19 protein-coding genes are annotated in these 20,340 nt (G+C 64.4%); 5 read left to right on the top strand and 14 right to left on the bottom strand.

Annotated features, from left to right (window positions below; genetic code table 11):
• Nucleotides 1-316: 316 nt before the first annotated feature.
• The 5 genes from QA635_RS12855 to QA635_RS12835 all read right to left on the bottom strand — a co-directional run bounded on the left by QA635_RS12855 (nt 317) and on the right by QA635_RS12835 (nt 5,580).
• Nucleotides 317-1,153 carry an IS5 family transposase gene (locus tag QA635_RS12855; RefSeq protein WP_225164260.1) on the bottom strand — a complete coding sequence of 279 codons (837 nt, stop codon included), beginning with the start codon at nt 1,151-1,153 and terminating at the stop codon, nt 317-319.
• A 117-nt stretch (nt 1,154-1,270) separates the two neighbouring features.
• Nucleotides 1,271-2,017: a transporter substrate-binding domain-containing protein gene (locus QA635_RS12850; protein WP_283069453.1), complete on the bottom strand. Its 747-nt coding sequence runs from the start codon at nt 2,015-2,017 to the stop codon at nt 1,271-1,273.
• A 157-nt stretch (nt 2,018-2,174) separates the two neighbouring features.
• Nucleotides 2,175-2,600, bottom strand: a complete 426-nt coding sequence (locus tag QA635_RS12845; RefSeq protein WP_028342408.1) for a DUF4399 domain-containing protein — start codon at nt 2,598-2,600, stop codon at nt 2,175-2,177.
• A 37-nt stretch (nt 2,601-2,637) separates the two neighbouring features.
• Nucleotides 2,638-4,182 carry an SUMF1/EgtB/PvdO family nonheme iron enzyme gene (locus QA635_RS12840; protein ID WP_283069451.1) on the bottom strand — a complete coding sequence of 515 codons (1,545 nt, stop codon included), beginning with the start codon at nt 4,180-4,182 and terminating at the stop codon, nt 2,638-2,640.
• Nucleotides 4,183-4,389: 207 nt separating this feature from the next.
• Nucleotides 4,390-5,580 (bottom strand): MFS transporter, encoded by a 1,191-nt coding sequence (locus QA635_RS12835; RefSeq protein WP_283069450.1) that lies wholly within the window; start codon nt 5,578-5,580, stop codon nt 4,390-4,392.
• Between the two features lie 74 nt (nt 5,581-5,654).
• On the opposite strand from QA635_RS12835, the gene QA635_RS12830 reads away from it, so the two are divergent.
• The gene (locus QA635_RS12830) at nt 5,655-6,455 is read left to right on the top strand and encodes an AraC family transcriptional regulator (RefSeq protein ID WP_283069449.1); all 801 of its coding nucleotides are present in this window, start codon (nt 5,655-5,657) and stop codon (nt 6,453-6,455) included.
• Nucleotides 6,456-6,613: 158 nt separating this feature from the next.
• On the top strand, nt 6,614-7,966 hold the full coding sequence (locus tag QA635_RS12825) for a malonyl-CoA decarboxylase (RefSeq protein ID WP_057014905.1): 1,353 nt from the start codon (nt 6,614-6,616) through the stop codon (nt 7,964-7,966).
• A gap of 259 nt (nt 7,967-8,225) precedes the next feature.
• Here QA635_RS12825 and QA635_RS12820 read toward each other — a convergent pair whose 3' ends face one another.
• The 9 genes from QA635_RS12820 to QA635_RS12780 form a co-directional block, all read right to left on the bottom strand.
• On the bottom strand, nt 8,226-10,589 hold the full coding sequence (locus QA635_RS12820) for a TonB-dependent receptor (RefSeq protein ID WP_283069447.1): 2,364 nt from the start codon (nt 10,587-10,589) through the stop codon (nt 8,226-8,228).
• 300 nt (nt 10,590-10,889) lie between these two features.
• A complete protein-coding gene (locus tag QA635_RS12815; RefSeq protein ID WP_283069446.1) occupies nt 10,890-11,951 on the bottom strand; it encodes a hypothetical protein in 1,062 nt (353 codons plus the stop codon).
• Nucleotides 11,952-12,134: 183 nt separating this feature from the next.
• Nucleotides 12,135-13,304: a mandelate racemase/muconate lactonizing enzyme family protein gene (locus tag QA635_RS12810; RefSeq protein ID WP_283069444.1), complete on the bottom strand. Its 1,170-nt coding sequence runs from the start codon at nt 13,302-13,304 to the stop codon at nt 12,135-12,137.
• A 141-nt stretch (nt 13,305-13,445) separates the two neighbouring features.
• On the bottom strand, nt 13,446-13,712 hold the full coding sequence (locus QA635_RS12805; protein ID WP_283069442.1) for a DUF3297 family protein: 267 nt from the start codon (nt 13,710-13,712) through the stop codon (nt 13,446-13,448).
• Nucleotides 13,709-14,185, bottom strand: coding sequence for a glutathione peroxidase (locus tag QA635_RS12800; protein WP_168856944.1), 477 nt, complete (start codon nt 14,183-14,185; stop codon nt 13,709-13,711). Before QA635_RS12800 ends, QA635_RS12805 begins: the two co-directional genes overlap by 4 nt.
• Before the next feature lies 1 nt (nt 14,186).
• Nucleotides 14,187-15,578 carry an amidase family protein gene (locus tag QA635_RS12795; RefSeq protein WP_283069440.1) on the bottom strand — a complete coding sequence of 464 codons (1,392 nt, stop codon included), beginning with the start codon at nt 15,576-15,578 and terminating at the stop codon, nt 14,187-14,189.
• Between the two features lie 71 nt (nt 15,579-15,649).
• The gene (locus tag QA635_RS12790) at nt 15,650-16,219 is read right to left on the bottom strand and encodes a c-type cytochrome (protein WP_283069438.1); all 570 of its coding nucleotides are present in this window, start codon (nt 16,217-16,219) and stop codon (nt 15,650-15,652) included.
• A 153-nt stretch (nt 16,220-16,372) separates the two neighbouring features.
• A complete protein-coding gene (locus QA635_RS12785; RefSeq protein WP_283069435.1) occupies nt 16,373-17,644 on the bottom strand; it encodes a PQQ-dependent sugar dehydrogenase in 1,272 nt (423 codons plus the stop codon).
• Nucleotides 17,645-17,810: 166 nt separating this feature from the next.
• Entirely contained in the window at nt 17,811-18,068 is a 258-nt protein-coding gene (locus QA635_RS12780) for a DUF6894 family protein (RefSeq protein ID WP_028332662.1), read from the bottom strand.
• 325 nt (nt 18,069-18,393) lie between these two features.
• Here QA635_RS12780 and pqqA point away from each other — a divergent pair, with 325 nt between their 5' ends.
• The 3 genes from pqqA (at nt 18,394) to pqqC (ending at nt 20,339) form a co-directional block, all read left to right on the top strand.
• On the top strand, nt 18,394-18,474 hold the full coding sequence (pqqA, locus tag QA635_RS12775; protein ID WP_035635412.1) for a pyrroloquinoline quinone precursor peptide PqqA: 81 nt from the start codon (nt 18,394-18,396) through the stop codon (nt 18,472-18,474).
• 159 nt (nt 18,475-18,633) lie between these two features.
• Nucleotides 18,634-19,563, top strand: coding sequence for a pyrroloquinoline quinone biosynthesis protein PqqB (pqqB, locus tag QA635_RS12770; RefSeq protein WP_076823970.1), 930 nt, complete (start codon nt 18,634-18,636; stop codon nt 19,561-19,563).
• Between the two features lie 20 nt (nt 19,564-19,583).
• Entirely contained in the window at nt 19,584-20,339 is a 756-nt protein-coding gene (gene pqqC, locus QA635_RS12765; RefSeq protein ID WP_283071614.1) for a pyrroloquinoline-quinone synthase PqqC, read from the top strand.
• Nucleotide 20,340: the final 1 nt, after the last annotated feature.

Below are 20,340 nucleotides of genomic sequence, written 5' to 3'. Positions count from 1 at the left end.
TTGGCCTCGGCAATCCGGAGGACGGCAGTCGTCATTGACTGGTGCAATCAAAAGCAATGGATGTGCCAAGCCGCGACGCTTGCGACTGGCTTTAAATCCCCGTCAATACAATGAGTTAGGCTGGTGGCGCAGGAACCGCACGGCGCGATGGCGCGGAATTATGCAGCATGCCCAGATGTCGCCCAGAGGATGCGCGCCCCTCCATCACCGTCATCCTGAGGAGCCGCGGAGCGGCGTCTCGAAGGATGGACGGCCCGGCTGGTGGCCGTCGACCCTTCGAGACGCGCTACGCGCTCCTCAGAGTCTGACTCATAAATCACCCAACCTTAGCTGCAGCCGCGAGTCTGCGGGTCAGGAGCCTGATGTGTGCAATCAGCAGCCAGGCAGCTTCGGTTGCGACCGTCGCCTCGAAGTCCTTGGCGAGGCGGCGGCATCTGCCGAACCAAGCGAATGTGCGTTCAACCACCCACCGCCTCGGCAGAAGCTGGAAGCCTTTGACGCCTTGAGGCCGCTCGACGATCTCGACAGTCCATGGACCGCAGTCTGAGAGCGCGTCGAGGAGTTGATTTCCGCGGTAGATCCGGTCGGCAAAGACGTGGCGCAGCCGGGGGAAGTTCATCCGCACGTTCTTCAGCAGCGGTACGGCGCCATGGCAGTCCTGAACGTTGGCCGGATGAACATGAACCCCAAGGAGGAGGCCATTGGTATCCGTCACGATATGCCGCTTGCGGCCGTAGATGCGCTTGCCTGCATCGTAGCCGCGCGGTCCGCCAGCTTGCGTGGTTGGCGCACTTTGACTGTCGATCACGGCTGCCGTCGGCTTCGGTGTCCGTCCAAGCTTTTTTCGCGCCCGTCGGACAAGCACGCTGACAATCCTCTGCCACCGGCCTGTATCCCGCCATCTATAAAAATAGCCCTGCACCGTCGAATAGGGCGGGAACTCCTGCGGCAACGCCCGCCACTGGCAGCCAGTCGAAACGATATAGAGGATCGCTTCGATCACACGACGCAGCTCCGTCTTACGCGGCCGGCCGCGCCGGTTCGCTCGCGGCAACAGGCGTCTGATCAGCGCCCACTCCGCATCGGTCATATCGCTTGCATAACGCAGATCGTCCCGCCGATATTGCTCCCGAGTGATCTTGGTCCAGGGCATCGTGCTCTCCCTCGAATCTTTGCAAATCCGATGGAATCACACCCCACTGAGATCACTCACCCATTTTTCAGTCAGGCTCTCAGGGTGACGGGGAAAGAGTCGATACGCACCGCTGCTTCACTTCACCTCGGTGCGGACCGGTGCGTCCTTCAGCCCGTTGTTGTCGTAGGCCTTGCGCAGCGTGCCGTTGGCGATCGCCTCCGTCATGAACCTGGTGGCGAAGGCCGCGGCGAGCGGATGGTTGAGCGGCACCGCGACCGCGGTGACGGTCTGCTTGAAGGTCTCGTCCAGCACGCGCGTGCCCTGGATCTTCTTCGCCATCGCATTGAGCTGATCGCGCGACAATGCGAAGGCGTCGATCTCGCCGCTCTTCAGCAGATTGAAGATCTCGTCATAGGTCTGATAGCCCGTGACCTTGGCGTGCTTGAGATGGGCGATCGCGCCGCGCATCGTGGTGGTGGCATTGACGGCGGCCACCTTGACGCCGTCCTGGTCGAGCGTGGCGAAATTCGTGATCGTCGAGCCGGGCTTGACGATATAGGTGGCGTCGGCAACCTCGTAGATCGGCCCGAACGTCATTTTGGTCTCACGCTCGGGATCCTTGGGCAGGAAGGTGATGTCCCAGGTGTTCTTGGCCGCCGCGTCGGTGATCTGGCCGGAATTCTGGTGCACGACATATTCGACGGGGATGCCGAGTTGCGCCGCCATCTCGCGGCCGAGGTCGACGGGAACGCCCGCATAGCCGCTCTCGGTCTTGGTCGACCAGAACGCGCCGCCGGCCGGGCTGATCGCGATCGCGACCCGGAGCTTTCCGGTCGGCGCGATCTGATCCTTCAAAGCGTCGGCATCCGCTGATGTGGCCATGACAATCACTCCCAGAACGAGGCCGGCCAGACGCAGCAGTCGAGACGACATCGGACTTCCTCCACGCCGAATCCTGCTGTCCGGCAGGCGCGCAACAAACCGCACGGCGCGACCTTGTGCAAGCGCCGGTTCCCGCAAGGGAGCTATCCGTATCGGCCTATCTGACCCGGATGGTGATTTTTTCGGAGACGACCGGCGGGCTGAATGGATAGTGCTTGGCGTCACCCAGCACCAACTGCAAGGTGTGCTTGCCGGGCGCCAGGTCGAGTTGCGTCTCGGTCTGGCCGGCACCGAAATGCAGATGAGACTTGTCCGACGGGATCGGCTCATTCGGATTCAACGGCTCATTCACGTCGATCAGAAGATGGTGATGGCCGCTGTTCGGGTAGTCGTCGCCGGCATGGGTGACGCCCATGTTGCGCAGCCCAAAGCGGCACCAGAACGGGCTTTTCAGCTTGGCGCCGTCGCGCGGCCAGATGAAATACAGCTTGGTGTCCTTGCCGGCCGGCTTGTTCTGCGCGTCGGCCGGAGCCGCGAACAGCGTCAGTGCCGCGGCGAGCATGATCAAGCCTGCACTTTTCATAGCCCCTCCATGAAGCCTGGCGATCAGGGATGATCGCTCAGGGAGACAGCGCGACCCGGAAACCGTGGGTCGGATAACGGACATTGGTGTCGTAATTATCGCGATTGGCCGGGCGCACATAGCGTGCGTCATTCTTCCAGGAGCCGGAGCGGATGACATGCGAGGCGCAGTCGCCGCCGGACCAGACCGCACCGTCGGTCGGCGCGCCCTGGTAATTCCTGTGCCAGCAATCCTCGACCCATTGATCGACCCCGCCGCCCATATCGTAGAGGCCGAGCGGATTCGGCTTGTAGCTGCCGACCCTGACCGGCTGCTCGGCCGAACTGTCGCCGCCGCAATCCTTGCACCCGGCGTGGCCCGATTGCATCTGGTCGCCCCACCAGTACTTCGATTGCGTTCCGCCGCGCGCCGCATATTCCCACTCGGCTTCGCTCGGAAGCCGGTAGGGCTTCTTGGTGCGCTCGGCAAGCCAGGTCACATATTGCTTCGCATCGCTCCAGCTCACATTGGTGACCGGAACGTCGTCCTTGCCGCTGGCCGTGAAGCCGCAGGCCTTGGCCGCCGCGCAGGCATTCCATTCGCGGACCGTGACCGGATATTTGCCCATGGCAAAGGGCTTGACCGTCACCCGGCGGATCGGCCGCTCGGAAGGATCGTCATTGCTTCCCATCGAGAAGCTGCCGGCTTGAAGCGAGACCAGTTCGGGTTCCGGCAGGTCCGGGGTGGGGCTCGCGGAGGGCGCGGGTTGAGGCGACGCTTGCTGCGTCGGTGCCGCCGGGGTCGGACTTGCGGTTTGGGTCGGAGCCGGGCTTGGTGCCGGCGGCTGGACGGCAGGCGATGCCGCCGGTGACGGAGGCGCCTGTGCCACGTCGGCCGGCTTGCCGCGCGGTTGCGCCAGCAGATACCACAGCACGCCGCCGGCGATGATCGCGACCGCCAGTCCGAGCAGCGTGAGCAGGACGGACTCGCGGCGCCTGCGCGTCCGTTGGTACGCGGCTGCATCCGGCAGGACGCGATAAACCCGGACCGGATCGGTGATGTTCTTGACCTTGCGGTCGCCGAGCGATTCGTATCCGCAGACCATCTTGTGCTTGATCTGCTCGTAGATGCCGCCGGAGATGAAGACGTCACCCGGCGCCGCGATCCCTTCCAGGCGAGAGGCCACGTTGACGCCGTCGCCATAGATATCGTCGGGCTCGATGATGACGTCGCCGAGGTTGACGCCGATCCGGTACTCGATCCAGTGATCTCGCGCGATCGCCGCGTTGCGGCCGATCATGTTCTGCTGGATCACGATGCTGCAGCGGACGGCCTCGACCGGACTGTCGAACATCGCGATAAAGCCGTCGCCGGTGGTCTTGACCAGCTTGCCGTGGTGCTCGGCAATCGTGGGCTCGATCAGATCGCGCAGGGTCCGCTTGACGCGCGTATGCGTGCCTTCCTCATCGAGCTGCATCAACCGGCTGTAGCCGGCGATATCGCCCGCTACGATCGCCGCGAGGCGCCGCGGCATTGAATCGCCGGGAGGCTGGGTATTGTCGGCCTGTGACCGGCCTGACTTGAAGTCGCGAATTTCTCCCATAGCGCTCCGGCTGCTCCGCAAAGACGTGTTCAAGGCGCAACCGGCGCCGTCGTCCCCGAGGCCCGCTTGAACCTACCACACCTGCGGGTCGGAACAAAGTTCACGAAGCGTGACCATGTCACGGTTGTCCGCCGTTGGCCGAACCAACCGCCGGTCGGGCGGGCACGCCTCGTCGCAACGGCAAACGGGCGGCAAAAACGCCCTGCGTCAGCCCGCCTGCGTGGCCGGGGTGCGGATCTCGCGCGGCAGGATGATCGCGGCCGCGATCGCCAGCAGGCACAGCGCCGCGAACGCGCGCAGCATCATCGAGAAGCCGCCCTGGTCGTACAGCCATGCCACCAGGCCGACGGAAGCGCCGGCCGCGGTGAACCCGACGAAATAGCGCACCGCATAGGCGCGCGAGCGCCATTCCTCGGTGGTGTACTTTCCGACCATGGCATCGTTCACCGTGACCTGACCGAACGCGCCCATCACGATGCCGATCGAGACCACGATCAGCGGCAGGTTGTTTAGGCTCGCCGCCAGATAAAGGAACGGCGCCAGCAGGAACGACAGCGGCAGCGCCACCGTCTTCAGCGAATATCTGTCGAGCAGCTTGCCGATGGTGTACTGCGTCATCGCGCCGAACACATAGACCCCCGCTGCGATCACGCCGAGCAGCGCCGGGCTCTTGGTCAGGTCGGCGAGCCGTTCGGCGAACAGCTTCGGCAGCGCCACGGTCACCGCGTTGAAGGTGGTGGAGATCGCGATCACCACGATCAGGAGCGACAGCACCACGCGCCACATGTCCTCCTTGGCGACCCGCACCTGCGCTGCGGCCTGCCTGGAGCCCTTGCGGTCCTCATGCACCACCGTCATCGCAAAGACAATGCCGATCAGCACGGTGACCGTGCCGGGCACGATGAACGCCCAGCGCCAGCCGAGATACTGGCCGATCACGCCGGTCACCAGCGCCGACGAGGCGACGCCGAGATTGCCCCAGACGCCGTTGATCCCCATCTGGGCGCCGAGCTTCTCGGCATAGGACACGATCATCGCGGTGCCGACCGGATGATAGATCGAGGCGAAGACGCCGATCGCCAGCAGTGCGGCGCCGAGCTGCAGCGGCGTCTGCACGAAGCCGACCGAGATCATCGACAGGCCGATGCCGATGAAGAAGATCACCATCATGTGGCGGCGGCTCCAGCGGTCGCCGAGCCAGCCGGTGACCAGCGAGCCGGCGCCGAAGGCGATGAAGCCCGGGGTCGCATACGGCAGCAGTTCCGAATAGGCCATGCCGAGCGCCGGGCCCATGATGATGACGGCGGCGGCGAAAATCAGCATCGCGTAGTGATCGATGAAATGGGCGGCGTTGACGAAGGTGATCACCCGGCTGGGACTGTTGCTTGGACCGTTCATCGGCACGTCTCTCACGCGATTCTTCAATTGCTCGAAAATAGGTTATAGGTGCTTGTCCTGACGGGATGTCGCCAATGACTATCGCTGAGCCGCCAATAAGAGCCCTCCACCAGGACCGGCGTGTCACCGGGGACGGCGTGCATCTGGTGGCGCGCAGCTATCGCAAGGGCGTCCGGCTCGACCCGCACATGCACCGCGAGGCACAGCTGGTCTATGCCGCCAGCGGCACCATGCAGGTGACGACGCCGAAGGGGCGCTGGCTGGTGCCGCCGGACCGCGCGGTGTGGGTCCCTGCCCTGCTCCCGCACGCGATCGACGTGCTTGCCGACATCGAGATGCGCACGCTGTATTTCGACCAGGCCTGGCTCGCGCGCGAAAAGCGCAGTGACAGCCTCGACCACGAATTCGTGGTGCGGGTGTCACCGCTGGTGCACCAGGCGATCCTCGCGCTGTTCGACGCCTCATGCGGACGCGAGCGCACCGATCTGTTGATCCGCCTCGTGATGCTGGAGTTGCACCAGGCCGAGGATTCCGCGACCTTCATCCCGCTGCCGCAGGAGCCGCGCTGCCGCCGCGCCGCCGACCTGGTGCTGGCCGATCCGACGCAGGACCACGACATCGACGCGCTGGCGCGCACGGTCGGCACCTCGGCGCGGACGCTGTCGCGGCTGTTCTCGGCGGAGACGCAGCTCTCGTTCAAGAGCTGGTGCCAGCGCGCCCGCATCGCGGCCGCGATCGAGCGCCTGTCGAGCACCGCGAACGTTTCGGTCAAGCAGGTCGCCTCCGACCTCGGCTATGCCAGCGTGCCGGCATTTTCCCACGCGTTCCGCCAGGTTACCGGCAAGACACCGACCGCGTTCGCGGAGAAAACGTGAACCGGGTTTGTCACCGGGCGCAGCGACGACGAATTATACCGCTGTCGCGCTGCGACATATTTCCGTACGATCCCTGCGCTTGATTGCAGTGCTCCCGACCTTAAATCCCGTGTAAGGTCCGGCTTCACTGGATACGACCTGCTGGATACGACCTGCTCATGGCCAATGCCTTCTTCTCCGACCTGCTCTCGACGATTTCCGAACGCGGCCGCGTCCTGCTCGGCCGCGCCAGCCCGGCCAACGACAAGCAGGATGCGTCCGAACTGCTGGAATTGTGCGAGGCGCTGCTGTCCGGCCGCGGCGAAGCCTCCGGCACCGCGATGGCGCGCGAAGTGCTCGACCGCTACCACCATCTCGATGCCGCCGGGCGGCTGTCGTTCTTCCAGACGCTGGCCCGCGATTTCGGCCCCGATCACGCCAAGCTGGCGCAGGCGATCGAAAGCTGGCGCGCCAAAGCCAATGGCGACGATGCCAGCGACCTGCATTTCGCCTCCGAGCCGCGCCGCCAGGAATTGATCCGCCGGCTCAATCGCGCGCCCGGCGGCACCGGCGAGCTGGTGTCGATCCGCTCGGATCTGCTTTCATTGATGAAGGGCAACAAGGACCTTGCCGCGCTCGATCGCGACGTGGTGCATCTGCTCTCGTCCTGGTTCAACAGGGGATTCCTCGTGCTGCGCAGGATAGACTGGTCGTCTCCGGCCAATATTCTGGAGAAGATCATCCGTTATGAGGCCGTGCACGAGATCCGCGATTGGGACGATCTGCGCCGCCGCATCGATCCGATCGATCGCCGCTGTTACGCCTTCTTCCATCCGGCGCTGGCCGACGAGCCGCTGATCTTCGTCGAGGTCGCGCTCACGGAAGCCATCCCGGGCGCAATCGCGCCGCTGCTGGCCGAAGAGCGCGAGCCGGTGCCGGTCGAGCGCGCCCGCACCGCGGTGTTCTATTCAATCTCCAACACCCAGCGCGGCCTTGGCGGCATCTCCTTCGGCAGCTTCCTGATCAAGCAGGTGGTCGAGGAGCTGCGCCGCGAATTGCCGAAGCTCGACAACTTCGTGACGCTGTCGCCGGTGCCGGGCTTCATGCAGTGGGTCAAGCAGGCCGACGACGTGCCGCTCACAGAGGAGGACCGCCAGCTGCTGGAAAGCCTCGGCAAGCCCGACTGGTTCGAGAACGCCGAGCTCGCGACCCAGCTGCGCGCCGTGCTGGAGCCGCTTGCCGCGTACTATTTCCTGAAGGCGCGCACCCCGAAGGGACGGTTGATCGATTCGGTCGCGCGCTTCCATCTCGGCAACGGCGCACGCTTGGAGCGGATCAACTGGCTCGGCGATCTCTCGCCCAAGGGCCTGCGCGAATCCGCCGGCATCATGGTCAACTACCTCTACCGCCTCGACGACATCGAGAAGAACCACGAGGCCTACGCCAACAACGGCGAGGTGATCGCCTCGAGCGCGGTGAAGAAGCTCCTGAAGGGCGAAGGCCGGCGGCTGCTGGACATGCGGTTGGGGTAGGACGCCGCTCTATCCACGTCATTGCAACGACGACTGGGAGCGCTCGCATTCCAACACCGTCATCCTTGTAAGTCAGGAGGCACTGGATCGGATAGAGTGTCCGGTGCGGTAACGGACGGGAGACCGCTGAGGTGCGAGCGGAGCGAGCCTCGTAGGATGCACGGCCCGGCCGGTGGCCGTCGATCCTTCGAGACGCCGCTTGGCGGCTCCTCAGGATGACGGGGCGACAGCAATGACGTCCCAGCATCATGGCCGCCGCCTAAAACCTCGCCCGCGCCATCAGCCTTACCGTGCGGCCCTGCCCCGGCGAGATGTTGTTGTTGCCGTCAGCCGACGCCCAATAGCCCTTGTCGAAGATGTTCTCGATATTGAGCTGGGCGCTCCAGGTCTCGTCGATCTTGGCATAGATCGCCGCATCGAAGCGCACGAAGCCCGGCAGCCGCACCGTGTCGTCGGATGAGGCGAAGGAATCGCCGAAATAGATCACGCCGAGCGCGGCGGCCCACATCGGCGTGAACTGATACTTGTTCCACCAGGCAAACTGATTGTACGGCACCAGCTGGACGCGGTTGCCGGGCACGACGGTCGCCGAGGTCGCGCCGGTGATCTTCGCGTCGGTGTAGGCATAGGCCAGCGACGACTGCCACTGCGCGGTGACATAGCCGGTCAGGCTTGCCTCGACGCCTCGCGTGAGCGTGCTGCCGGAGGGGAAGAAGAAGCCGGGATTGTTGCCGTCGGCGATCGGCTGGTTGGTGCGGTTCAGATTGTAGACCGCGGTCGAGAACAGCAGCTTCGGATTGATGTTCCACTTCATGCCGAGCTCGACATTCTCGAAGCGCTGCGGCTGCAGGATCAGAGTGCCGTCGTTCAGCGCGCTGAACTGGTCGCCCGAGGCCGGCAGGAAGGAGACGCTGTAGGCGGTATAGACCGACATCGAATCGATCGGCTTGATGATCAGGGCGCCCTGCGGCGACACCAGATTGTCGACGCGATTGCGATTGATGTTGGTGTTCATGTCGGTGGCCGACATGTCGTAGCGATCGAACCGCGCGCCGGCGATGATCTGCACGGCGCGCGAAATCTCGATGGTGTCCCTGAGATAGCCGGACTGGATGTTCAACGCGTAGCGGCTGTTCGAATCGGGCGTGGTGACGCCGTCGCTGTTGGTGCCCGTGAAATGGTGAAGAAACGTCACCGGGCCGAAATAGGTCGGCGCGAACGGGTTCTGCACGATGGTGTTGGTGCCGTTGGGGAACACGCCGGTGTTGCGGATGTCGACGCCGGTCTGCCGGCCGAACTCGGTACCGAAGCCGACCGTGTGGAACAGCGGCCCGGTCCAGGTCTTGTAGGTGAAATCGGTCTGGTTGAAGACATTGTCGCGGTTCGTCGTGTGCTGGTAGGCGCCGAGGTTCACCGCGGTGTCGGCGGGATTGACCGCGCCGGCGAGCGGGCCGCCGGTCGGATAGACGTTCTGATAGAACTTCTGGTAGTCGGCGGCCATGGTGCCGTTGCGCACCGTCAGCCCGTTCTCGAAATCGTGCTCGATAATGGCCATGCCGGTCTGCACCGTCGCCTGCGCGGTGTTCAGGCTAGGGCTGCCGAAGAAGGTCGAGAAGTCGCCGTTCGGCGCGAACGGCGTGGTCGGGTTGAAGCGGGTCGCGCCGCCCGGCAGCCCCTGCGAGGGATTGCCGCGATCGGCGGTGCGCTCGTCGTGAAAGTACTCGTAGCTCAGTTTGATTTTGGTGTTGTCGTCGGGCTTCAGCGTTACCGTTGGATTGATGCCGTAGCGCTCCAGATGATTGAAATCACGGAAGGCGTCGGCGCCCTCGTAGAACACGTTGAGCCTTGCTGCGACGTTGTCGTTGATCGCCTGTCCGGCATCGAGGCTGACGCGGCGATCGCCCCACGAGCCGGTCTGCGCCGTCGCCTCGTAGACGCGGTTGCCGTCGGCTTCCTTCAGCGTGCGGTTGAGCAGGCCGCCACCGGCGCCGCGGCCGAAGGTCAGCGCGCTCGGCCCCCTCAACACCTCGATGCTCTGGGCATTGTACATGTCGCGGAAATACTGCACGTCGTCACGAAAGCCGTTGACGAAGAAGTTGGCGCTGGAATCGACGCCGCGGATCACGAGTTCGTCGCGATTGCCCTCGCCCTGGTGCACGGCAACGCCGGGGACATAGCGGGTGACATCGGTGAGGCCCTGGTAGTTCTGGTCGCGGATCTGCTCCCGCGTGATCACGTTGAGCGATTGCGGGATGTTGACGATCGCGGTGTTGGTCCTGGTCGCAACCGACGTACTGTTGGCGAAATAGCCCGATGTGCCGGTGCGGGCGTCCTGCGATTCCGCGAAGGGTTTTGCCGCCGCCGCGGGCGCGATCCGCCGTGCCGTCTGGGTGCGGCGGCCTCGTGCTGCGGCGGTGCTACGCGATGTCGACGGCGCGCTGCGGCGGCGTTGCGTGGCCGGCGGGGTGACTGTCACCGGCGGCAGCGACGAGGCGCCGGCCTGCGACGGCGCCGATTGCGCCTGTGCGGCAGATGTAGCGAGCGGAACGCTCAGCGCGAGATAGCTCGCCGTGAGCAGCGCAAGCGAGACAGTGCGACGATGGGCTTGTGATCTTGATGTCATGACGTCGTCCCCAAGCAATTCTCGCCTTCGCTGAAGGCGATGCGCCGTCCTCTAGTGAGGTGAGGCGCTGTGCGTCCAGACGACGGGCGCGAGAAAATTTTTGCGTGACGACGGAATAAAATCGCGACGAATGGACGCGGATACACCTCGCGGCGAGCGCAGGGTTGGAAAAGTCAAGGATGCGAATGGTTTCTGTCGGCTTCCGGATTTGCGCCCGGAAACGAAGAGCGGCGCTTGCGCGCCGCTCTTCTTGTAGCGATTCCAGATTGTAGCGGTTCTAAAACGATCAGGACGTCGTGGTCATGCGGTTGCGGATCGCGGCCGCAACCCCGCCGGCAGATGCGCATCGATCCAGCCAGTGATCGCACGCTCGTTGCGATGGTAGAGCAGGCCTGCGGCGATCACGGCAATGCCGATCAGCGACAGCGAGAACGGAAACCACAGCGAGTCCTTGAACACGACGTCGGCGAGATGGCCGAGATAGAGGCAGATGCCGAACGCGCCGAACACCGCATAGGCGCGCCGCATCAGGATCACGGCGATCACGATCAGGCCGACATTGAGCAGGCAGTACACTGCCTTGCTCAATTCGGTTGAGCCTTCGGACGCGCTAATTCCGCCCCAGAACGCCATCAGGCCGAACAGATGCAGCCAGAACGCAAAGTCGCCGTTGCGGCTGCGATAGTCCACGATCCAGGCCACCGCGAGCACGGCAAGCCCGAACCAGATCGACACCCTGCGGCGCATCTCGAAATCGGCGTGAGCCATGCCGCTGAACCACGGCGCCAGGTCCATCGACATGAACCACAGCGCGACCGAGATGATCGCGACGATGAAGGCGAAGCGGTAGTAGCGCAGCGCGACGATGCCGGCGGCGACGGTCGCGATCTCCATGAAGATCCAGCTGCCCTTCACCCAGACGTAGAAGTCCTGCACGGTTCCCGGCTTGCCGAACTTGCCCCACCAGCCAAGCTCGTCCTGGATGCCGTAGACCGCGAGCGGCGCCATCGAGACCGCGATCGCGATCAGCAGGCCGCCGGGAACCCGCAAATTCTTGTCGTGCCAGAGGTGGTGACCCGCCACGCTGAACCCGACCGCATAGGCGATCGCGCAGGCCGTGAGCGCCCGGCCGCCCATCTGGGTGAAGGCCAGGGTCGAGAACAGGCCCATGGCACCGATCACGATGAGCGCGCCGGCGTACCAGAGCACATGCGCGGCATCGAATTTGGCGGCGGGACTAACATCGCCCGCCGGCCCCTGCCCGGCGCTGCTCGCCAGGAAAGCGAGCAACCGTTCCAGATCGGCCGGGCTGATCGCTCCGGCATTGGCGGCGTCCCGGAGATCCTTGGCTGAATATGGCATGCGGCTATCCTCACGGCCGGTTTTCGCGCCTGCTCCCGATCATCCGGGACAAAGACGCCCTGTTCTCATGAGTATATCCAGAAATGAGCAACGTTCAATAATTTCTTGAGCAACGCTCACAATATTTTGCGAGCAAGCCCTGACCCACCCCGCGCCCGGCGGATCGGCAGTCGCTGGCCGGACTTAGTCCGCCAGCGCCTTCATCTCCTTGTAGAGATCGGATTTGCCCTCGAAGCCGATGCCGGGAAGGTCGGGCATCACGATGTGGCCACCCTCGACGCGCACGCCATCCGGGAACCCGCCATAGGGCTGGAACAGGTCGGGGTAGCTCTCATTGCCGCCGAGGCCGAGGCCGGCCGCGATGTTGAGCGACATCTGGTGGCCGCCATGCGGGATGCAGCGGCTCGGCGACCAGCCGTGGGTCTTCAGCATCTCGAGCGTCCGCTGATACTCGCAGAGCCCGTAGGAGAGCGCGCAATCGAATTGCAGCCAGTCGCGGTCCGGCCGCATGCCGCCGTAGCGGATCAGGTTCCGCGCATCCTGGTGACTGAACAGGTTCTCGCCTGTCGCCATCGAGCCGGGATAGAACTCGGCCAGCGCGGCCTGCAGCGCGTAGTCGAGCGGGTCGCCGGCCTCCTCGTACCAGAACAGCGGATACTCGCGCAGCATCTTGGCGTAGGCGATCGCGGTTTCCAGATCGAAGCGGCCGTTGGCGTCGACCGCAAGCTGCGCCGCGCTGCCAATCTCCTTCAGCACCGCCTCGATGCGCTCGCGGTCCTCGGCAAGCGGCGCGCCGCCGATCTTCATCTTCACGACGTTATAGCCGCGATCGAGATAGCCGCGCATCTCCTTGCGCAGCGCGCCGAGGTCCTTGCCGGGATAGTAATAGCCGCCGGCGGCGTAGACGAACACGCGCGGATTGGCTGATAGCCCGTGGCGCTCGGCGAGCAGCCGGAACAGCGGCTTGCCCGCGATCTTCGCCACCGCGTCCCACACCGCCATGTCGATGGTGCCGACCGCGACCGAGCGCTCGCCATGGCCGCCCGGCTTCTCGTTCGACATCAGCGTCGACCAGACCTTGTCCGGATCGAGATTGCCGCCATCGGCATCGAGCAGCGATTTCGGATCGGCTTCCTTGAGGCGCGGCGCAAAGCGCTCGCGGATCAGACCGCCCTGCCCGTAACGGCCGTTGGAATTGAAGCCGTAACCGACCACCCGCTTGCCGTCGCGCACCACGTCGGTGACCACGGCCACCAGGCTCGAGGTCATCTTGGTGAAGTCGATATAGGCATTGCGGATCGGCGAGGAGATCGGCTTGGTCACCTCGCGGACGTCGACGATACGGACGGACATGGGGGGCTTTCTATGTTGGGTGCCCGCTTCTCTCCTCAGCGTCATTGCGAGGAGCGAAGCGACGAAGCAATCCATGCCTCAACAACAAGCGTAGGAATGGATTGCTTCGCTTCGCTCGCAATGACGGCAGAGGAAGCGGCTTCAGGACTTCGTCTTATCCCGGAAATACGGCTCGACCGGCCCGTGCACCTTGATGGTCAGCGGATTGCCGTAACGGTCCTTGGCATTACCAGCGGTGACGCGGACCCAGCCTTCGCTGATGCAGTACTCCTCGACATTGGTCTTCTCGGCCCCCTTGAATCGGATGCCGACATCGCGGGCGAGAATATCCGCATTGTAGTACGGGCTGTTCGGATCGACCGAGAGGCGGTCGGGGAATTGGTCGTTGGTGTCGTTGTCGTCGCTCATAGCAGCGCCTCGATATCCTTCCTCAATCCTTCGGGCCGGGCGGTCGGCGCATGCCGCGCCACGACCTTGCCGGCGCGATCGACCAGGAACTTGGTGAAGTTCCATTTGATCGCGGGCCCGAGCAGGCCCGACTTCTCACGTTTCAGGTGTTCGTACAATGGATGCGCGCCTGAGCCATTGACGTCGATCTTGGCGAACATCGGAAACGTCACGGCGTAGTTGGTCTCGCAGAACGCGGCGATCTGCTTCGCATCGCCCGGCTCCTGCGCGCCGAACTGGTTGCAGGGGAAGCCGAGCACGGCAAAGCCGCGCGCCGAGAGGCCGGCGTGCAGCTCCTGCAGGCCCTTGTATTGCGGCGTGAACCCGCAGGCGCTCGCCGTGTTCACGATCAGCAGCACCTGGCCCTCGAACCGCTGCAGCGGCACGTCGTCGCCGGCGAGCGACTTGGCGGTGAAATCGTAAACGGTCGCCATCTCAACTGACCGGATCGATCGGAGACGACGGCGTGCCACCGGCCTCGATCGCTTCACCAGCGGCAAGGCAGAGATCCTCGCGGTAGCGTCCGGCCACCAGTTGCACGCCGACCGGGATCCGTCCCACGAGACCGGTGGAGACCACGAGCCCGGGAAGCCCCATGAACGGGATCGCAATCTGCGGCAGCTGCGCGTGCCACACCCGCGCGAACGACGCCTCGTCCTTGCGGTCGAGATGGTCGGGGAACGGCAGTTCGCCGGACACCGGCATCAGCAGCACCGGATATTTCTCGAAGAAGGCGAACCATTCGCGCGTCAGCGTGGCGCGGCGGGTCAGCGCCTGCGACAGGTCGAACGGATGCACTTTGGAGCGGACGCCGCGCAGGCAGGCCAGTGCGCCGGGATCGCCCTCGCGCTCGGCGAAGGCAAGCTGGGCCTCGTAACCGTCGCCGAGCCAGAGCCGGGTCTGGATCTCGGCCGCCTCGCGCAAGGACGGCGTGTTTGCGATTTCCTCGACGATCCAGCCGGCCTTCTGCAAGCGCTTGCCGGCATCGGCCACCGCGGCGACCACTTCCGGCACAGGATCGAGACCATCCGGATTGAGGCACATCGCAACGCGCTTCTCGCGCGGCGGTCCCTCGAGCGGCACCGGCGCATACCAGGGGTCGCGATAGTCCGGCGCCGACATCGCCGCGAGCGAGATGCGCAGATCGTTGACGGTGCGCGCCAGCGGGCCCGACACCGCGCTGATCTGCGGGCCGATCGGCCGCTCCGGCAAAGCCGAATTGAAGGCCGGGATGCGGCCCATGCTCGGCCGCAGGCCGTGCACGCCGCAGGCATAGGCCGGATAGCGCACCGAGCCGGCAATATCGGTGCCGTGCGCGATGTGGCCGATGCCGGCCGCGACCGCGGAGCCCGCGCCGCCGGACGAGCCGCCAGGGGTGATGCCGGGGTCGCGCGGGTTCTTGGTGTCGCCGTGAATGAGGTTGGTGGTGAACCAGCGATAGGAGACCGCCGGACAATTGGTGCGGCCGAGCAGCACTGCGCCGGCCTTGCGCAGATTGGCGACCACCGGATTGTCGACCTTGGCGATGACGTCGCGCTGCGCCTTCAGCCCGTTGGTGGTGGCGTAGCCCTCCTGGTCGACATTGACTTTGATGGTGATTGGCACGCCGGCGAGCGGCCCGACCGCCTCGCCGCGCGCAATGGCCGCATCGACCTTGGCGGCCTGCGCCAGCACGTCGTCCGGCCGGTGATCGACCACCGCGTTGAGCTTTGGGTTGACCGCGTCGAGCCGGGCGAGCCCGGCCTCCGCCGCCTCCTTCGCCGACACCTTCTTCGATTTGATGAGGCTGGCGAGCTCGGCCGCCGACAGACGCCAAATATCCTGCATGTGCAACTCCGTGTGACGCTGCGTTTTAGCGCCGCGCGAAGAACATGGCCAGCGGTCCGCCGCCCGATGTTTCAGCGGACGTGCGCAATGTAATAGGCAAGGTCGCCGATCTGCTCCTTGGTGACCGTTTGCATCACGTCGGCCATGGTGGCGTCATAGCCATGGCGGCTATTGTCCTTGTATTCGGCCAGCGTCTTGGCGAGGTAGTCCTCGCGCTGGTTGGCGATGCGCGGGACATTCTCCTTGCCGGAGAAATCGGTGTTGTGGCAGCTGTTGCAGCGGTTCTGCTGCGCCAGCGCCTGGCCGCGCGCCATCCGGGCCGGATCGCTGGCGTCAGCGGGCGGCGTGGGCTTCGGCAAGGTCGCGATGAAATCGGAGAAGCTGCGCAAATCGTCGTCGGTCAGCGGCTTCGCCATCTCGTTCATGGGGTCGAACACCCGCAGCTTCTCGCGGAACATGAAGAGCTGGATCAGCGCATAGGGCGCCGTCTGGCCGCCGAGCGACGGCGTGTTCTCGGTCTCCGACGTGCCATGCTCGCCATGGCAGGCAAAGCACGCCGCGGCGCGCTCCTGGATGGTCTCGGCATTCGCGGATACGGCGACGGAGGCGAGTGCCAGGACCGCAATGATCGTTTTGTGCATTGGCCTCTCCTGGCATGTTCCGTCATTGCGAGGAGTTCGCGACAAAATTGCAAGGCAATTTTGCGCTGAAGCGACGAAGCAATCCATATCGCCGCGAGGGCAGAATGGATTGCTTCGCTTCGCTCGCAATGACGGTGACTGAGCTACTTCAACTTACTGATTGGCGACTTTCGGCTTGCCGTAGCTGACGCGATAGACCGCGCCGTTCCAGTCGTCGGAGACCAGCAGCGAGCCGTCCTTCAGCAGCATCACGTCGACCGGGCGGCCGACATACTTGTTGTCCTCGAGGAAGCCGGTCAGGAACGGCTCCATCGACTTCACGGTGCCGTCCTTGTTCAGCCTGACGGCGACCACGTCACCACCCTGCTTCTGCGACTTGTTCCAGGAGCCGTGACGCGCGACGAAGATCACGTTCTTGTAGCTCTTCGGGAACATGCTGCCGGTGTAGAAGCGCATGCCGAGCGACGCGGTATGCGGGCCCATCAGGCCGGCCGGCGCGGTGTAGTCCTTGCAGTTCTTGCCCCAGCCGAGCTCCTGGTCGATGATGTTGCCCTGGTAGCAGTACGGCGCGCCGAAATCCTCGCCCGCCTTGGTGATGCGGTTGAGCTCGTCTTCCGGCACCGTCTCCGACAGCCAGTCGCGGCCGTTGTCGGTGAAGTACATCTGCTTGTTCTCGGGATTCCAGTCGAAGCCGACCGTGTTGCGCACGCCGAGCGCGTAGACCTCGGCGCCGGAGCCATCGAGATTCATGCGGCGGATCTGGCCGTGGTCGGCGTCATGCAGCACGTTGTTGCCGGGCTGTCCGACCGGAACATAAAGCTTGTTGTCGGGACCGACGGCGATGAACTTCCAGCCATGCGCCTCGTCCTTCGGCAGCTTGTCGTAGACGACGGTGGGCTTCGGCGGGTTATCCAGATTGTCCTCGATCTTGTCGATCTTGGAGACCTTCGAGAGCTCGGCGATGTAGAGCGTGCCGTCCTTGAAGGCGACGCCGTTCGGACGATAGAGGCCGGAGGCGATCACCTTGACCGAGCGCTTGCCGTCCTTGTTGACGATCGCATAGACCTTGTCGACGAGGCGGCTGCCGACGAACACCGTGCCCTTGTCGCCGAGCGCCAGCGAGCGCGCGTTGGCCATGCCGGCCGCATAGACCTCGACATTGAAGCCGGCCGGCGCCTTGAGTTTGGCGAGCGGCAGCTTGTCGGGTGCGGACGGCAGCGGCGGCGGCGCCACCGGCGCGAGCTTGGCGGCGGCTTCATTGTCCGGTCGCCCGATCAAGGGCGAGCCCGGCGGCAGCGGCTGGGCGGCGGGGGCGGCACCTGCCGCCGGCGCGGCCGGCTGTTGCGCTGCAGCAGAGAGCGTGAACGCCCCGAGCATGGCCCCCGCGAGCAGCAAGCTGCGCGGTGCGAACGAGTGTTTTTTCATGAAGATCTCCCCTGGGTGGAAGCCGTTGTTGGTTGCGCCATTGACGTCGCCCGGCGCGGTTCGGCTTTCCGTTCATAGTCTTGCGAATTTGTCCGGACAATTGCAATCGGAAACATGCTGGCGTCGGCCAACGCATGGTTGTGGCCGCGCGGCGGGCCAGCGCGCGTCAGTGCCTTGTCATCGAGCGGTCCGGGCGATCGAGAATCGCCTCGGTGAATGGAAACTCCAGCACGACCTCGCCCTCGTCGTCGGTCACCTCGATCACGGCGCTAAGCAGCGCGCCATCGGCGCCCTCAGTCTTGAGCAGTTCGCGAATCATCGCGCGCGCCATTTCCCACGCACGATCGGGGTCCCGCAGGATTTCGCCGTCGGGATCGGAGATCAGCTCGTCGCCGATACGGGTGTTGAAGAAATAGCGTGGCATCGGCTGAACTCGGCTCGGTTAGTCGCCTCCCGTCGCGGGGAAGCACGGATCGTCACCGGGACCTTCGGAGGACCGCGGGGCTGCTGTTTACTTATTCCAACATCACCATTCACCGTGTGGCGAACAACAGGAAAAAGGTCTGATGCCACGGGCTTTTGACGGGAAACGCGCGCACAAATTTGTGAGTGGGTAAGGTTTGCTTGCCGCAGTGCAGCATGCCCCTCGAGGCGGCACCTTACAGAAAATTTAACTGGCGAACTTTTCCAACCACAGTAGTTTACTCTGCAGGGCGGAAAGTTCGTCCGGTTGCAACAAGGAGAGCCAAATGGCCTGGAAAGCACCGAAGATCGTTGAAGTGTCGGTCGGCATGGAAATCAACATGTATATGTGCGCAACCCGCAAGTAAGCGGCAGCGCCCTCTACACGTTTAGCGTTTTAGCGCAGGTGGACATCCGGGCGTAACGCGCTCCCGAGCAAGGGAGTGTGTTTCAAATCCGGAGTCCACCTCGTAACGTTTCTGGGTCCAACAAACTTCTCCAGGCCAAGCTTCTCCAGGGGACGGATCATGCTTCGTGTCGTCGTCCTGGGTGCCGCAGCGGGTGGCGGCGTTCCGCAGTGGAACTGCGGCTGTGCCGTCTGCAGGACGGCGCGAAGCGACCATCCCGAACTGCAGAGCACGCAAGCCTCGATCGCCGTCAGCGGCGATGGCGTGCACTGGTTCCTGGTCAATGCCTCCCCGGATCTGCGCCAGCAGTTGATTGCCACGCCGCAGCTGCATCCGAAGCACGGCGCACTGCGCCACAGCCCGATCGCGGGCGTCATCCTCACCAATGGCGAGATCGACGCGGTCGCCGGGCTATTGTCGATGCGTGAGGGATCGCCGTTCACGATCTACGCGCATGAGCGGGTGCTCGCGATCCTGCGCGCGAACAGCATCTTCAACGTGCTCAGCGACAAGAACGTCGACCGCCGGCCGATCGCGGTCGACCAGGCCTTCGAACCGGCCCTCCCCGACGGATCGCCGTCCGGGCTCGAGGTGCTGCCGTTCGAGGTTCCCGGCAAGGGCGCGTGGTATCTCGAGGGCAAGGCGCATCCGGCGGGCGCCGACGGCGTCGGCGATACGCTCGGCCTGCGTATTGCGGACAGGCGCAGCGGCAAATATTTCTATTTCCTGGCCGCCTGCGCACGGGTGACTGACGACCTGAAATCACGGCTCAAGGGCGCCCCGCTGGTGTTTTTCGACGGCACGGTGTGGCGCGACGACGAACTGATCGCGGCGGGCCTTGGCAACAAGACCGGCCAGGGCATGGGCCATATCGCGATGTCGGGCGATCAGGGTGCGATCGAAAGCCTCGCCGGGCTCGACATCGGACGAAAAGTGTTTTTGCATATCAACAACTCCAACCCGGCGCTGCTTGGGACCTCGGCCGAACGCAAGGCGGCCGAACAGGCGGGCTGGCAGATTCCCTCCGACGGAACGGAGATCGTGCTGTGAATGTCGTGCCTACCACCGGAATGACCGCGCTCTCGATCGGCAAGGGCATCACGCTCGACAGTGCCGAGGAGATGGAGGCGACGCTGCGCACGATCGGTGCCACGCGCTATCACAGCCTGCACCCGTTCCACCGCCTGCTGCACGGCGGCAAGCTCAACAAGGGCCAGGTCCAGGCCTGGGCGCTGAACCGCTATTATTACCAGAGCACGATCCCGCTGAAGGACGCGATGGTGATCTCGCGCTTCCGCGACCGCAACACAAGGATCGAATGGCGTCACCGCATCGAGGATCACGACGGCGATCTCGGCAATGAGGGCGGCATCGAGCGCTGGCTGAAGCTGACCGAAGGCCTCGGCCTCGACACGGCCTATGTGGAGTCCACCGAAGGCATTCTGCCGGCGACGCGCTTCGCCGTCGAAGCCTATGTGCATTTCTGCCGCGATCGCACGCCGCTGGAGGCGATCGCCTCCTCGCTCACCGAATTGTTCGCGCCGAACCTGCACGAGGAGCGCATCTCGGGGATGCTGAAGCACTACGACTTCGTCAACCCCGACATCATGAGCTATTTCAGCCGCCGCCTCACCCAGGCGCCGCGCGACGCCGGCTTCGCGCTTGAATACGTCAAGCAGCACGCCAAGACGCCCGCGGAGCGCGAAGCGGTCTGCAACGCGCTGATCTTCAAGACCAACGTGCTGTGGGTGCAGCTCGACGCGCTGTATCATGCGTATGTCGACGGCCAAATTCCGCCCGGCGCCTTCGTGCCGAAGACAGGTTAGA

It is taken from the genome of Bradyrhizobium brasilense (assembly GCF_029714345.1).
GTDB lineage: Bacteria > Pseudomonadota > Alphaproteobacteria > Rhizobiales > Xanthobacteraceae > Bradyrhizobium > Bradyrhizobium australafricanum.
Note: the sequence above shows the minus strand (reverse complement) of the source record. Positions and strands in the feature narration are given on the sequence as shown.